The sequence below is a fragment of the Brevibacillus humidisoli genome, assembly GCF_020923435.1.
GTDB classification, from domain to species: Bacteria; Bacillota; Bacilli; order Brevibacillales; family Brevibacillaceae; genus Brevibacillus_E; species Brevibacillus_E humidisoli.
The window spans coordinates 4,781,531-4,795,952 of sequence record NZ_CP087263.1; the positions used below are offsets into that span (position 1 = coordinate 4,781,531).

The following is a 14,422-nucleotide window of genomic DNA, read 5'->3' on the forward strand; positions in this document are numbered from 1 at the left end:
GCGAGGCCCTGGCAAGGGAGCATGACTCCGACAAGGGAGCATCGTTTTAACAAGAAAGTGTGCCTTGTGTTGAAAGGAGAGGTTCCCGATCGACTTAAAAGTACTGCAGACATTCGTAGTTGCCGCTCAGTACGAGAACTTCCACCAGACAGCGGAAACCTTGTACATCGCACAGCCGACAGTGACCCAGCATATCCGCCAGCTGGAGCGGGAGTTAGGGACAGAGCTGTTTGTCCGCACAGGGAAGCGAGTGAAACTGACATCGGCAGGCAAACGATTCCTGCTGCATGCCAGGAGCATCCTGGAACAGTGGAATGAAGGGGTGGAAGATCTTGTAGCCTGGCAGCAGGGGTACGTCGAAACATTGCAATTGGCCGTCTCCCCGATCATCGCTCATACATCGCTGACTCATCTGATTCGTCGCTACACCAAGGCGTACCCGGAGGTGGACATCTCCATCCAGATCGCCGATTCCAAAGAGATCGGCCAGCTAGTCAGCAGCGGTCAGGTGGACATCGGCCTGACCCGCAGCGTGCCGGGAGATCTGCCATTGGCGACCCACCTGATCCAGTATGATCCGATCGTCTTTGTCGTCCCGCCAAACGGAGGAGACATGGAAGCGCCGCTGCCGGATTGGGAGCAGGAACTCTCCTCACGAAGGCTCATCACTTACAACCATCCCGGGTACTGGGATGAGCTGCTGTATTCCCTGCGGCAGCGAGACCTCTCCTTTCGCACGATGGTGGTGTCCCGCGTAGACATCACCAAGCGCTTCGTCGAAGAGGGGGTGGGAGTCTCCTTTCTGCCTCGATCGGCGATTAGCCGGGAATTGTTTGAGAATCGTTTCATCGAACTGGCCACGCCGGGATTGCAATTGCCGCAGGTAGCATCGTATCTCGTTGTGCCGAGGAGAGATCCTTCCCAGGCAGCTCAGCGATTTATTGAGATACTGGCCGCTTTGTATCCGCCGCTGCCGCTGGTCACCTGATTGCTTGCTAATTATGTTTTGTAATCAATTGGTGTTTTTTCTTTTATTTCTCCTTTTAAAAAAAGAGACGTATACTAAAAGGAAGGAAAGAACGTGTCAGAAACAGATACAAAAGGAGTGAAAGTGGATGGGAACCAAGCATATCGCCATTGGGCTGGAAGGGATTGTGGTAGCGGAAAGCGATCTCAGCCTGGTGGATGGACTGAACGGACATCTCGTGTACCGGGGACATTGGGCGCGTGACCTGGCGATTCAGCATACGTTTGAAGAAGTGGCGCATCTCCTCTGGTATGGTCACCTGCCGAACGAAACCGAGCTGCAGCAGCTAAAAAACAAGCTGGCCGAGAATCGTACCCTGCCGGAGCATGTGAAAAAAGCGCTGGACGGGATTCCTGCCGACGTGGACATGATGAGTGCGCTCCGTTCCGGTGTCTCGCTGCTAGCTGAACAGGGGCATGGTTGGCCGCCCACACTGGAACAGGTGATCTCCATCACGGCCAAGATACCGACGATTGTCGCCTACCGATACGCCCGTCAGGAAGGGAGAGCGCCGATCGATCCGCGCCCTGATCTGGGTCACACGGCAAACTACCTTTACATGTGCAAAGGGCAGGAGCCTACTGTGGCCCATGTACGGGGTCTGGACGCCTATCTGATCCTGACACAGGAGCACGGCATGAATGCGTCAACTTTTGCCGCTCGCGTCGTCTCCTCGACGCGCTCCGATCTGGTCTCTGCGATTACTGCAGCGATCGGCGCGCTAAAAGGGCCGTTGCACGGAGGAGCGCCGTCTGAAGTAACGGAGATGATGGAGGCGATCGGGACAAAAGAGAATGCCGAACCCTGGCTGCGCCAAGCGCTTGAGAACGGGGAGCGGCTGATGGGTTTTGGACATCGTGTCTACAAGACAAAAGATCCGCGGGCGACCGCGCTCAGTGTGGTGGCCTCCGAACTCTCCAAGGACGATCCCTGGTTTGAACTGGCTACCCACGTGGAGCAGGTGGGCGTAAAACTGCTGGCTGAGTACAAACCGGGCCGCCAGCTCAATACCAATGTAGAGTTTTACGCGGCAGCCGTGATGCGAGCAGTCGGACTGCCGGATGAATTGTTTACGCCTACTTTTGCCGTCAGCCGGACCGTCGGCTGGTGTGCACATGTACTGGAGCAGGCCGCCAACAATCGAATCATTCGACCAGAGTCCAACTACACCGGTCTCATGCCGGAATAGAACCTGTAGAATTCGATTTTCCGGGTGAACCGTTGTCTGGTATTTGCCGTACCAGGTTCTTCCCGCGATTATTTCCACCCCTTTTCATGCTGCCCCACACAGGGCAGTACGAGAGGGGTGTTTTCCTTGTCAGGAGGCTCGTCTATCCGTTATAATGATAATGATTATCAACATCGCTTTGTTTAACAGGGAGGGAACGCATCGTGCCGCAGCCGTTCATCGAAGATGATCTCTTCGAGCAGAAGTTTCGCGTGGAGTTTTCTGATCCTTCACAGGGGAAAGTGCGCAGTCCATACACGTTGACCGGGAGTGACCTGTTTGCTGCCGATCAGCGAGATCAGATTTTGGATAGGTTTAAGGATCTGATAGAGGCTCCCTCGAGAGATGTGGCGGCTTCCCTGTTTGCAAAATGGTACACCTTGCCGATGGCGGCCTTGTACGCGATGAGCCGTTATCAGTACGGGATTGATGTGTCACCTGAGCGATTGCGGGTTCGTGTAGACAAATGGCCCTACTTTCTGGTAGAGGAGACAGGTGCCTCCGTATGTCCGCAAGAAGGCAGGGAACAGTGGCGTGCAGATCTTCTCCGTCAGTTGTTTTCCCGTCACGTCGATCCGCTCTACCGGTCGCTAGCAGAGTACTCCGGGCTGTCGATTCACGCCTTTTGGGCTCACACAGCCTATGTGATCGGCTACTGGTATCCGCTGTGGATCAGTCAAACAGAGTCCCAGCCGGTGCAGCAAAGCCTGAGGATGGATTACCGTTTTCTAACCCAAGAGGCTCCAGCCGAACTGTTTGGCCCATATGACAAAAATCCTTTATCCACACGCTTCCGCACCATTGAGCATCCTGCGGAACCGGATAACCAGGTGCGGATTCGCAAACAGTGCTGTTTTATCTACAAGCTGCCCAGCGTGGGCCGCTGCTGCTATACGTGTCCCAGGCTGACCGAGGAGGAGAGGGTGGAGCGGTTGCAGACATTGTAGAATTTGCAACTGATTTTGAGGATATTTTCACACGACACAGTCATCGATTGAAAAAACGGATTGACAACTGGTCTCTCAAAATAGACATTGGAAAAGCTCTTACAAAAACAGCTATTATGTAGGGATACGCTCATGAAATTGGAAAGAATGTAGGGTTTGTTGGGGGGTAGAGAAATCCATGCTGAAGGGGAAGGTAAGTGATATCTCCAATCCAGAGCGTGTTTTTCGTCTTTGCTTCAAACGCACGTTTCACCAAATTGTCCATGACTCCTGATCCTTTTGGTTTTCGTCCGATCCGACTTTGTTTTCGATAAGAAACGACAGCCAGTCCCATCCGTTGCATAAGGCGAGCGACACGGTTTTTGCTGGTAAATAAGCGGCGTTTGCAGAACTCTAAAGCTATCCGGGGACTGCCATATCGGCCTTTGAAATTCTTTGTACACTTGCAAAATGGCTTCCTCGAGAAGCTATCTTGAAGGCTTTGTCATACTTTTTACGCACCATAGAAAAACAACCCCTTTACACAAAGTTATCCTTGGTCTTAACTCCGTGTAAAAAGATTTGATGAAAGTGCATAATTCGAAGGCTATTCCATTTCGGCGAATATGAGATGGCCCAATGAGAGTGCTGACACACAGTCAAATCCTCCACAGTGATTGCGAGTAAATAGCATTAAATTTCTTTTATTCTTAATTTGATGGCAATAAGGATTAAGAATTGAGTATGTATTGTTTTAGGTGGGCTTTATAAGTAAAAAAGGAAAGATGAGAACACTTCTCTTTTCAAATTTACAAAAAATTGACTCGAAGGGATTGGATGGTATCATTATAAATGGATTTAATATCCAATAATGTAAGAAGAGGGGTGGTGGCCTATTAGTTAAAAAGATTAACAGTGTTGCGTGGTTTCAAGGGTAATAATGAAAATTTGTTTTGAAAGAGAGGTCCGAATGTGAAAAAAATCATTGGAACTGCTGCATTTGTGATTACAGTTTTCGCTGCCAATAGTGTTTTTGCTGATGTATAGGGAGAGTTCGACCTAAGTGATCGGAAAACTACTTATGTGGCGGGGGCAGAGGGCGAAAGCTCGGATGGAGATTTACAATATTCTTATGTTCATGAAAATGAGATTGAAGGCAATAGAGATGAAGCTACAAAAGCATACTTTACAATGATTGGTGTAAGAGATGGGGATTCCGATCCATCTGGAGCTCAATTTGGTACCTACAAAATTGTGGATTCCGCAGGATCTACAACAGAAAAACGTTATCTATATTTCTACAGTGACTCAATTAGTAGAGACCAATCTTTTGATATAAACTACACTGCTGACGTTGAAGATTTGTATACCGAAATGGTTGTCTACGCTGATGAAAAGGGTATTGATGGAGCTCAAGCTAACATCAGATATGACAGATTTGCATACACACCCTAATTTATAGAGAGGTGCATAAAATGAAAAAAGGTATTGCAATGGTTGGCTTGTTAGCAACGATGACGCTAGCCTCTTCAGGTTTATTATATGCTGACACAAATAAAGTGCAACATAAACAGATGGCAGACAATCACATTGTTTCACAACCCGCAACTGTCTCAATGAATGAAGCGGAAAAGCTTATGTCAAATATTAAGATATCTACACCTGAGGAGATCCCGGAAGGGTATCAACTGGATGGTATTATCTATAACGAACCGCCTAAAGAATTTGCCAACGGTGTTAAACCAGATATCACGTCTCAAAAGGAAGTGGTGATGAGATACAAGCATCAAACTAAATCGGGTAATTGGATTGAACATACCATTAAAAGCGGTAAGATATCTATTGGTGATGAAGGAAAAAAAGCAATTAAGCTGAATGGAGTTAAAGGAGAAATACTCGAATATCCAGAAGAGGGTATAATTGCTCTAAATTGGCACAAAGATGGAGTGAGTCATTTTGTGTTGTCTAAAGGTGATTTGGCAAAAGAAGAACTAATAAAATTTGCTGAATCAATAAAGTAACTGTGGGGCTGTCCCAAAAGTGATATGCTCCCCTTATAGAAGACAGGTCAAATAATAAAACCTGTACTCTGAGGGGAGCTTTTTCATGCCTAAAGGACAATATAGTGTGTCAGAAAAACTTGCTATCCTTGACCCAAGTTTGACACGATGCACGGTTGAAAAGCCCTAAACAACTATTCAGGGCTTTGACGAACAAACCTGCCACTCCATTTCTGACTGCCAGGCTTCATTCAGGATACGAGGCGGAGCTTGTGTGCCAATGGCAACAAAAGCGGCGTAAAGAGCGTTCGTTGCCGAACCTTTACCTCTATCCGAAACGTTTGACAAACTTGGAGATATTGACGGAGCGAGCCGCCCTTGTTTTTTCTGTGAGATCCGACTTCGCCACTACTAAAGTCTGAGTTGCGTAGGTTGCCCACTCAAACAATCCTGTACGAAAGCAAAAGGTAATCAAGAAGTAAGGATGAATCTACCCTACTTCCATTTTAAGCAGCAAGTACGGGAAAAATTCCGTAAGTGACGAAGGATATAAAACTAGCGTTTCGTCGAATAATTGAACAGGAGAGTGTGTTTGGGAAAGTCAAGAATAATTGAGGGTTTCGTCGTTTACTGCTTTGTGGCTTATCAAAGTAAGCCTGGAGGTCGGGTGGCTTTCCCTTGCCCACAATTTGATGAAAAAGGCTTCCATAGACCAGAAAAAAAGAGATCAGTCGGCGAGAATAGCCTCCTTACCCGACTGATTTTACTCCTAATGAACAGATTTTTGAGGAGAAGTGGCTATCCCTCTGTAGAAAATCCACTTATGCGACAGCACCACACTAGTGTGGTGGAATTCTTTCGTTGGTATTGTCAAGAAATGTTTCTTTATATACTTGTTCTGAAGGACTTGCATTTTTTATAGATGTTTGAATTTCCTCGGAAGATCTTTTTCGCTTAGTAAGGACATCGTAAGCAATTCCAAAAAGGAGTAAGCCACCAAATATAACTAAAGCAAATAACCATAAAGGCAATCTATAACTCCCTCCTTAAAAAAACAGGTTTACTTATTATACGTATGATCCAGACGAATGTTTCACCCTTGGTGATGATTCTTACACTCTTGAAATGCTCATAGCTCGTGGCAGATTTTCCTTAGAGCCTATCCGGCCGCCGGGGGCGAGTGCGGCGTAAACCTGATCAAACAAGGGAGCGAGTTCTTCGGGGGAATGAAGCGCCAGGCATCCCCGCAACCTAGATCGAGAATACACAGGTCTTGGGGGGAAGCTAGCAGCTAGCAGTTCAAAAAAGTTCGGTCGCTCCAGCGTATCATTGGCGTTTGTTTCACGCTCTACACTGCCAGTAAGCCTCAAAAACCCGATCCTGATCGTAAAAGGCAGGTCCGTCGTATTTCATCAGGCGATTGTCCTCCTTCCGGGTGGACGACAAGGATATCCCCAAAACGTAGTAGTGATTTGGACGATCTTTCCCTATATTTGGCAAACTGCTACAATGATCATAATACATAGAAAAAGGGGGAGAGCCATGAAACGGATCGGCATTGTTGGCGGTCTCAGTGCGGAATCAACTGCGCTGTTTTATCAGTCGTTGACACGTCTCTACATCGAACAGCATGGAGATACGGCATACCCGGAAATGGTTATCTTTAGTGTGCGATTCCACGATTTCTACCAGGCTGCAAAAGCAGGCAATTGGCAGGAATGCGCTGCTTATATCGCTGCGGCGCTTCATGCGTTGGAGAGAGCAGGGGCCGATTTTGCCCTTATTTCTGCCAATATGCCCCATATCGTGTACGATGATGTTGCCAGACAGGTATCCTTGCCGCTTCTGCACATCGCTGATGCAGTGGCAGCAGAAGCGAAGGAGAGAGGATATAAAAAGATCGCTTTGCTTGGCACGAAGGCGACGATGAATGCCAGCTTTTATCCTGATCGATTGGCTCAGCACGGGATGGAATGTCTCACGCCAAGCGATAGCCAAAAGGACATGGTCAACCAGGTACTGGAGGATGAACTGTTTAAAGGTATCATACGAGAGACATCACGAGAGGCATACCTGCAACTTTGCCGGGAGTTACGGGAAGAAGGGGCAGAAGCCGTTATTTTAGGATGTACCGAAATCCCGATGCTGCTGAATCCGGAAAACAGTCCGCTTCCTATGTTGGACTCGTCTCTGCTGCTGGCTCAAGCCGCATTGCAGAAAGCGTTGGTGTAATCTGTTACAAGCAGCACCTACCAATCTTTCTTGCAGAGGGGTGGAGAGTTAACTGCGGCGCGAGAGTGTCTCTTGTCCAGCAGTCGCTCTCTTTGAGAAAAGGAAAAGACACTCTTCGCCTACTGACCAAGGCTTCCGGACCATAGCTTTATTGCATTACCCGATCTTTCCTCTGGTGAAAGATCGGGTTTTATGCTGATTCAACGCAGCTTGCGCAGTTTCTCTACATCCGACTGCAGCGAGGCGAGATCCTCTGGCGATAGCGGGGTAGAGGAGTAACGATGCTGCTCGTAATACCGCGTGATCCTATTGGCCAAGGCAGTCAAGGAATCGTCCTGCCGTGTGCTGCCGATCCGGCGCAGGTACTCTTGACTGGTCTCGTTTTTGCGGATCGGCATCCCTTTCGCTGCCATCGCCAGCAGAAACTGATAGTAGGAGTGACGTACAGGATCATCAGGGGTTGTCCGCCGTTTGAAAAATGCCTTGATCTCCTCCGTCCAGGAGAGAGAGCTGCCATCTCCATCCGCCACCGCCGTGATCGTTGCGGTTTGCTGGGCAGATCGATCGAGCTGTTCCGTCTCCGGGACGTATCGGCGCGTCCGCCAGATCCGCCAACCGAACCAGAGCAGAAAGCAAAGCACAATCGCTCCTGTGAGATAGGGCGCAAGCTGAGAAATCAGGGATTCGCCCAGCGCATCGGAACCGATCGGAACAGACTCGTCAGCGCCTCCCTGACCCCCGATCAGGTTTTCAGATCGCTGATCCTCTGCCACCAGATTGGCTAACTGCTCGATCCACTGTTCCAGCAGTTGCAGCAGCGGTCCGGTTAACGTAACAGCGAGGGAGTACAGCAGCTGCTTCACTGTCTGCCACAGAGCAGCCAATACCGCAAGCACCAGTCCGGCACAAGCGGCGTAGGCGGCGAGGGTGAGCAGTTGCAGTTGAGCCAGTTGACCGCTCAGGGAGGCGAGCGCCTTCCCGGATGTGTGAGCTCCCGCCGGCTTGTCGCGCGTGATATACTCAGCGCCGCTGACGACGATAAACCACAGAGTGGAAACAGCCAGCATCCCGAGGATAGGCGCTACCTCACCCGCCAAAAACAGCGTGTACAGGAACAGGCAGCCTGCATAGAGCAGTGTAGCCCAGAGAAAGCGGTGCAAAAAGGCCTTTTGCTCGGTGAGCTGGGAGGTGGAGACGGCGTGGATGCGCCAGTAGTAGCCCCCTGCCAGCAGCAGAGCCAAAAGCACAGATTGATACAACAGATAACCAGCCACGCCTACAGCTAGTGCAAGCGGATAGAGCAGCAGATGCAGGGTCATGCTGAAGCCGCCGCCTTGGTAAAGCCAGGCGCCAACCGCCAACAGCAGGGACATGGCTGCAAAAAATCCGAATAACTGGACAAAATCGAGCGGCAGATAGCGCAGGGCGAGCAGCAAGGCTGCTGCCGCCTGTGCTTCCAGTGACAGAATCAAGGCGATACGTGTATAGGAGGAGGTGTTCATCGAAGAGCACCCCCTGCTGCGCCATGGCTGCGAATAGTGCCGATGCGGTGTAGTGCTACGACTTCATCGCTCGTATCCAGGATGACCAGCTCGTGTCCGCGTCGTGCCAGCCGTTCCAAGGCAGTCATCATCACTTCGTCGAGACGCGGGCTGATCAGCAAGATAGCCTGCTTCTCCCGACTCTGCTCCAAACGGCGGAGCACGGCCAACAGCGATCCCGGGGCGAACAGATGAAGTTGAGCCAACTGGGTCATCACCTGCACATGATGGGCTTTGCCGCTCCCCTTGGCGAATTGCAGGAACTCTTTGCCACGCCATTTGACGTTGATCCACAATTCATAAGGCAGTCCGCTCCGGCGGCACTGCACAGCGGCAGAAGCCAGCGTTGAGATCGTCCGTTCGTTCAACCCGTCATTGTGCTTCTGCAGCAGCGGCTCATACGACGGCAGGATATGGCCGAGGATCAGCCAGTGTGGTTGGGACGTGTACTCCAACTGGCGTGTCTTTAACGACTGTGTCTTGGCACTTGCTTTCCAATCGATCAGTTTCAGCCGATCTCCCCCCTGATACGGACGAATACCGCGGATGAAGGCACTGTCATCCTGGACACGCTGCCGGGACAGACGCCGTCCGAGCGGTTCCGTATCGCCAAACGAGACAGACGGGATCGGCAGTAAAGCGGGGTACACCAGCAGGGAAAAAGGCATCCGCAACTCTGTCTGAATGCTCTCGGGCCAAAACGAACCGATCAGTTCGGTCTCCACTGCGGTCAGCCAGACGATACCGCGCTTTTGCGGGATCAAGGTGATGCTCCTCTCCACCTGGGACCGGCGCGGGACACTTAGCCAGAGCTGAATTACGTGGCGCTTGTTCTGCAGTTCCAGCTTGTCCGCTCCCTCGACGAGGACATGCTCCGGCAGGGTAAAGCGAATAGTGGTGTACGGGAGCGGGAACCAGGAACGGTTGCCGAGCACCAGACGTACTCTGACTGCAGTTCCTGGCATCACCCGGGAGCCGTCTGCTTGACAGGAGATGGAGATCCAGCGGGGCAGGTTGCGCTTCCACCAACGATGCCAGACGACTACGAAAAAGAAAAATCCGCCAAGCAGCCAGAGAAACCATTCTCCCGAGATCAGTCCGAAGAAGAGGAACAGGCTGCCGAACAGTTGATACAATTGCCGTGCACCCATTACTGCACGCCTTCTTCTACCGGAGCGGGCACCGATTGCAGAATCTCGGCAACCACTTCGCTCTCTGAGATATGCAGCTCTGCTTCCATGGTCAGCACGATGCGATGCGTAAACAACGCAGGAACAACCCGTTTGACATCGTCAGGCAGCACAAACGAACGACTCTGCATATAGGCGAGCGCTTGCGCGGAGCGGACTAGAGCCAACATGGCACGGGGACTGATGCCCACTTCTATCGACTTGTGTTCGCGGGTCGCTTCGACCAGATCGATCACATAATCTTCGATTGCTTGACTAACATGGACTTCTTTTACCGCTTGCTGCATGGTCATCACGTCTTCGATGGTGAGAACCGGTTGGATCTGTTCCAGCGGCGAATCACTGCGGAACCGGCGCAGCATCTCCCGGGACTCCTCCCGGCGGCCATACCCTAGTGAGAGGCGGAACAGGAAGCGGTCCAGTTGTGCCTCAGGCAGGGGATACGTCCCCTCCGATTCGATCGGATTCTGGGTGGCGATGACGAAGAAGGCAGGAGGCAGCGGCAGGGTGATTCCCTCGATCGTTGCTTGACGCTCTTCCATGCATTCCAGAAGTCCTGACTGCGTGCGAGGCGTCGCCCGGTTAATCTCGTCGGCCAGCAGTACATCGGCAAACACCGGACCGCGCCGCAGTTCGAATTCACTCGTCTGGGGATTGAAGTAGTGAAGTCCGACCACATCGGAAGGAAGCAGGTCGGAGGTAAACTGAATCCGGCGAAACTCCCCGCCAATCCCCTGAGCCAGCGTTTTGGCCAACATGGTCTTGCCCATGCCGGGGAGATCCTCTAACAGCACGTGACCACGTGCCAGTAAAGCAGCGACGAGCAGCTGTGTTTGCTCTTCTTTTCCGACGATGACGCGATTGATGGACTGAAGCAGTTGTTCGAGCTTTTGGTTCTCCATACACCTTCTCCTTTTTCTCTAAATCGTTTCATAATTAATCCTATTATAGTTTGCCAAAAATTTTTTTACCATATAATAGTAAGCAATGATGAAAGAATGATTTCCTATTTCTGAAAGTATAAAATTTATTGACATTTGTGGGTGGGTGGTTTATTTTTTAGATAACCATCTTGCATGGTACATGGTACATGGAACAATATGTCATGCAAGTTGTCGTATGGCAACAAGTTAAGAAAGTCCATTTGTTATGGACTTTCTTTAGGAGGTGGAATGAAAGCGCATACAAACAGAGGAGAGGTTGCTCTGGAAGCCGCCCTGTTTCTGTCGGTCAGTAGAACGAGAAGAGAATGTGAAGGAGGAGATCAACGGTGCAGAATAAGTGGGAATCCGTAAGCAGCAAGATCGATTGGCCTGTCTTTTATATCAGTGGAGGACTCTTGCTGCTATTTGTCATCCTTTCGCTCTTTAATGTGGAAGCGGTAACAACGTTTGTAAATACAGGTTTCGAACTTTCGATCCGTTATTTCGGCGCGTACTGGCAGTTGCTGCTGCTGGCCACATTTGCCGTTGGGTTGGGGCTGTCTTTTTCCCGGTACGGAAGCGTGAAACTGGGGAATGTGGCTAAGCCAGAGATGAGTATGTTTAAATGGGTCGCGATTATTGTGGTATCAGGATTAGGAGCAGGGGGCGTTTTCTGGGCGGCAGCGGAGCCTATGTATTATTTCATGGATGTGCCTCCGATGCACGAGGGAATCGAGGCCAGTACGCAAGCAGCAGTAGCTCCGGCACTCGCACAAGCTTTTATGTCTTGGGGGTTTACGGCATGGGCGGTATATGGATCAATCAGCGCGGTTATCATCATGTACGCCCACTATCATAAAGGGATGCCGTTAAAGCCTAGAACGTTGCTGTATCCGATTTTGGGGGATAGAATCCTGACGAGCAAATGGGGAACGTTCGCCGATTCCTTTTGCATTATTGGGGCGGCAGCTGGGACCATCGGGCCGATTGGTTTTCTGGGGCTGCAAGTCAGCTATGGTCTCAATTCGATTTTCGGCGTTCCAGATCATTTCATAACCCAAGCGTTGATTATCATCGGTTTGATTAGCATCACGATTGTTTCAACAATCACCGGAATTGACAAAGGGATTCAATGGCTTAGTAAACTAAATGTATCGATGGCCATTATCATTGCGATTTTTTTGTTGATGTTTGGACCCGGTCGTTTTATTATTGATTCGTTTGTATCCTCACTTGGCTTTTATTTGAGCGAGTTTATTCACATCAGCACGTATCGTGGAGATCAAGAGTGGCTTGGCTGGTGGATGCTCTTTTTCTTTGGCTGGTTTATTGGATTTGGGCCGATGGTCGCTTTGCTGGTGGCCAGAATCTCGAGAGGACGCAGTATCAGAGAGGTGTTTTTAGCGGTTTCTGTGATCTCCTCGTTAACAACCAACTTTTGGTTTACCGTATTGGGAGGTTCGGGAATCTTTTATGAACTGAGCAATGCCGGTTCGGTAAGCGGGCCATTGCAAGAGAATGGGCTGCCGGCGGCGATCATTGCCATCGCGCAGCAAATGCCGCTCTCCGTCATCATGCCTTCTGTTTTCTTGATCTTGACGATTCTCTTCGTCGTCACAACAGCAGACTCCATGTCCTACACGCTGGCTATGGGCGTCACGGGTGAAGGAGATCCGCCCAATGTTTTACGTGTATTCTGGGGTGTGCTGATGGGCTTTATCGCCATTATTCTGATCAATATCGGATCTGGCGGTGTTGGCGCCCTGCAATCCTTTGTCGTCATTGCGGCTGTTCCGGTCTCCCTTTTGCTACTGCCTTCCTTGTGGCATGCACCTCAGCTGGCTAAAAAGATGGCCATTGAACAAGGGATTGTTAAAACGGAGACAATGGAAGTAAAGGAAAAGGAAGTAGTCGTGTAGAAAATGCCATAGTCGGATAATGGAAAACGCAGGGATCAGTGGAATGTTTATCTTGCCTGTTGACGAAGAGGACGAGGAGTGGTGAATAGATGGATCAAAAACGATTTCAAGAGGGACTTGAGGTTCGGCGTGCGGTTTTAGGCGCAGAGTATGTGGATCAATCCATTCAAAACGCGACCGACTTCAATCGTCCGATGCAGGAGTTGGTCACGGAGTATTGTTGGGGAGAGGTGTGGAGTAGGCCTGGCCTTTCCAGAAAATCGCGCAGCATGATCAATCTCGCCATGCTGACGGCGTTAAACCGTCCGCATGAGCTGAAGCTGCATGTGCGCGGCGCCATTCAGAATGGCTTGACCAAAGAAGAGATCAGAGAAGTGTTATTGCAGACGGCGATCTACTGTGGGGTTCCTGCAGCGATTGACAGCTTTAGACTGGCACAAGAAGTGTTTCATGATTTGGACATCGAGTAAAGTAGTAAAGCAGTCTGGATACGGTCATGGTGTGCCAGGCTGATGATCGATGACACGGAATGAATCTGTTGATTACCGTGGGTGTACCAGCAGATCAGGTGCATGGTACATGGTGCATGGCACAGAAAAAGATAGAGAGGTAGGTGTTTGGGATTGAATCTTACTGTTTCTACTCAGAGCATTCATACACAAGTAACAAATGTGCTGCGAAACGCGATCGTATCCGGAGAGTTCGCATTGGGGGAAAAACTGTCAGAAACCGCTCTTGCACAGCGTTTGGGTGTCAGCAGGACGCCTGTCCGCGAGGCGTTGAAACAACTGCAGCAAGAGGGGTTAGTTGAAATCATTCCACGTGTAGGTACCTGTGTTAGGAAGCCAACTGAAAAAGAGATCTTTGAATTGTTTAAAATCAAAGAATCTCTGGAAGGGCTTGCTGCAGGTTTGATGGCTGAAAGAGGAGAGATACCGGAATCGAATCAACTGGTCCAGGCGATGGAAAGCATGGAAGAAGCCGTAGAAAAGAGGGATATTGATCGGTACGTGGAAAGCAACGGGCGGTTTCATGATGCCATCCTGAGGGGGTCTGGCAACAGTAAACTGCTGTACCATTTTAATCTGCTGATCAATCAGCTTCCCTACAAAAGATTTGTGTATATCACGTTGGATCAGCCGGATCGCCTCGAAAAATCAATCAATGAACATCGACGAATTGTAGAAGCGATCCAAGCAAGGGATACTGAATTAGCAGAAAAACTGATGAGAGAGCACGTCAAAGCGAGTGGCGACAAGTTAATCCAAGTAATGAAAGCGGAGTTGTATGGATAGCGGAATATTGGCATAAACAGATTGACAGGCGTAAGCAGAGTCTGTAGCATTATACCCATAAACAACACTTGTATGGTACATGGTACATGGCAGGAGATCGAGACGTCTTGTTTCAAGTAGGAGCTTATATCTCAAGTGATG

14 protein-coding genes and 1 pseudogene are annotated in these 14,422 nt (G+C 49.9%); 10 read left to right on the forward strand and 5 right to left on the reverse strand.

Annotation, left to right across the window (positions count from 1 at the left end):
• Nucleotides 1-88 precede the first annotated feature (88 nt).
• The 3 genes from LOK74_RS23320 to LOK74_RS23330 all read left to right on the forward strand — a co-directional run bounded on the left by LOK74_RS23320 (nucleotide 89) and on the right by LOK74_RS23330 (nucleotide 3,202).
• Nucleotides 89-988, forward strand: a complete 900-nt coding sequence (locus LOK74_RS23320) for a LysR family transcriptional regulator (protein WP_338148682.1) — start codon at nucleotides 89-91, stop codon at nucleotides 986-988.
• 127 nt (nucleotides 989-1,115) lie between these two features.
• Nucleotides 1,116-2,216: a citrate synthase/methylcitrate synthase gene (locus LOK74_RS23325; protein WP_230044386.1), complete on the forward strand. Its 1,101-nt coding sequence runs from the start codon at nucleotides 1,116-1,118 to the stop codon at nucleotides 2,214-2,216.
• Nucleotides 2,217-2,419: 203 nt separating this feature from the next.
• Entirely contained in the window at nucleotides 2,420-3,202 is a 783-nt protein-coding gene (locus LOK74_RS23330) for an IucA/IucC family C-terminal-domain containing protein (protein ID WP_230044387.1), read from the forward strand.
• A 130-nt stretch (nucleotides 3,203-3,332) separates the two neighbouring features.
• On the opposite strand, the gene LOK74_RS24460 is transcribed toward LOK74_RS23330, so the two are convergent.
• Complete coding sequence (locus LOK74_RS24460; protein ID WP_420908808.1) at nucleotides 3,333-3,605, reverse strand: hypothetical protein; 273 nt, start codon at nucleotides 3,603-3,605, stop codon at nucleotides 3,333-3,335.
• A gap of 659 nt (nucleotides 3,606-4,264) precedes the next feature.
• Here LOK74_RS24460 and LOK74_RS23335 point away from each other — a divergent pair.
• The 3 genes and pseudogenes from LOK74_RS23335 to LOK74_RS24465 all read left to right on the forward strand — a co-directional run.
• Nucleotides 4,265-4,636 carry a hypothetical protein gene (locus LOK74_RS23335; RefSeq protein ID WP_230044388.1) on the forward strand — a complete coding sequence of 124 codons (372 nt, stop codon included), beginning with the start codon at nucleotides 4,265-4,267 and terminating at the stop codon, nucleotides 4,634-4,636.
• A 20-nt stretch (nucleotides 4,637-4,656) separates the two neighbouring features.
• Nucleotides 4,657-5,202, forward strand: coding sequence for a DUF4367 domain-containing protein (locus LOK74_RS23340; protein ID WP_230044389.1), 546 nt, complete (start codon nucleotides 4,657-4,659; stop codon nucleotides 5,200-5,202).
• Between the two features lie 370 nt (nucleotides 5,203-5,572).
• Nucleotides 5,573-5,942 (forward strand): annotated as a pseudogene (locus LOK74_RS24465) (transposase); the annotation flags it as partial.
• Nucleotides 5,943-6,020: 78 nt separating this feature from the next.
• On the opposite strand, the gene LOK74_RS23345 reads toward LOK74_RS24465, so the two are convergent.
• Complete coding sequence (locus LOK74_RS23345) at nucleotides 6,021-6,212, reverse strand: hypothetical protein (RefSeq protein WP_230044390.1); 192 nt, start codon at nucleotides 6,210-6,212, stop codon at nucleotides 6,021-6,023.
• Between the two features lie 511 nt (nucleotides 6,213-6,723).
• On the opposite strand from LOK74_RS23345, the gene LOK74_RS23350 reads away from it, so the two are divergent.
• Nucleotides 6,724-7,413, forward strand: coding sequence for an aspartate/glutamate racemase family protein (locus tag LOK74_RS23350; RefSeq protein WP_230044391.1), 690 nt, complete (start codon nucleotides 6,724-6,726; stop codon nucleotides 7,411-7,413).
• Nucleotides 7,414-7,613: 200 nt separating this feature from the next.
• On the opposite strand, the gene LOK74_RS23355 is transcribed toward LOK74_RS23350, so the two are convergent.
• The 3 genes from LOK74_RS23355 to LOK74_RS23365 are packed head-to-tail and all read right to left on the reverse strand — an operon-like array spanning nucleotide 7,614 to nucleotide 11,046.
• Nucleotides 7,614-8,915 (reverse strand): DUF4129 domain-containing protein, encoded by a 1,302-nt coding sequence (locus LOK74_RS23355; RefSeq protein ID WP_230044392.1) that lies wholly within the window; start codon nucleotides 8,913-8,915, stop codon nucleotides 7,614-7,616.
• Complete coding sequence (locus LOK74_RS23360) at nucleotides 8,912-10,105, reverse strand: DUF58 domain-containing protein (protein ID WP_230044393.1); 1,194 nt, start codon at nucleotides 10,103-10,105, stop codon at nucleotides 8,912-8,914. Before LOK74_RS23360 ends, LOK74_RS23355 begins: the two co-directional genes overlap by 4 nt.
• Nucleotides 10,105-11,046: an AAA family ATPase gene (locus tag LOK74_RS23365; protein ID WP_230044394.1), complete on the reverse strand. Its 942-nt coding sequence runs from the start codon at nucleotides 11,044-11,046 to the stop codon at nucleotides 10,105-10,107. Before LOK74_RS23365 ends, LOK74_RS23360 begins: the two co-directional genes overlap by 1 nt.
• 368 nt (nucleotides 11,047-11,414) lie before the next feature.
• On the opposite strand from LOK74_RS23365, the gene LOK74_RS23370 reads away from it, so the two are divergent.
• The 3 genes from LOK74_RS23370 to LOK74_RS23380 all read left to right on the forward strand — a co-directional run bounded on the left by LOK74_RS23370 (nucleotide 11,415) and on the right by LOK74_RS23380 (nucleotide 14,281).
• Nucleotides 11,415-12,986, forward strand: coding sequence for a BCCT family transporter (locus LOK74_RS23370; RefSeq protein ID WP_230044395.1), 1,572 nt, complete (start codon nucleotides 11,415-11,417; stop codon nucleotides 12,984-12,986).
• Between the two features lie 89 nt (nucleotides 12,987-13,075).
• A complete protein-coding gene (gene pcaC / locus LOK74_RS23375; RefSeq protein WP_230044396.1) occupies nucleotides 13,076-13,456 on the forward strand; it encodes a 4-carboxymuconolactone decarboxylase in 381 nt (126 codons plus the stop codon).
• A gap of 147 nt (nucleotides 13,457-13,603) precedes the next feature.
• A complete protein-coding gene (locus LOK74_RS23380) occupies nucleotides 13,604-14,281 on the forward strand; it encodes a GntR family transcriptional regulator (protein WP_230044397.1) in 678 nt (225 codons plus the stop codon).
• Nucleotides 14,282-14,422 lie beyond the last annotated feature (141 nt).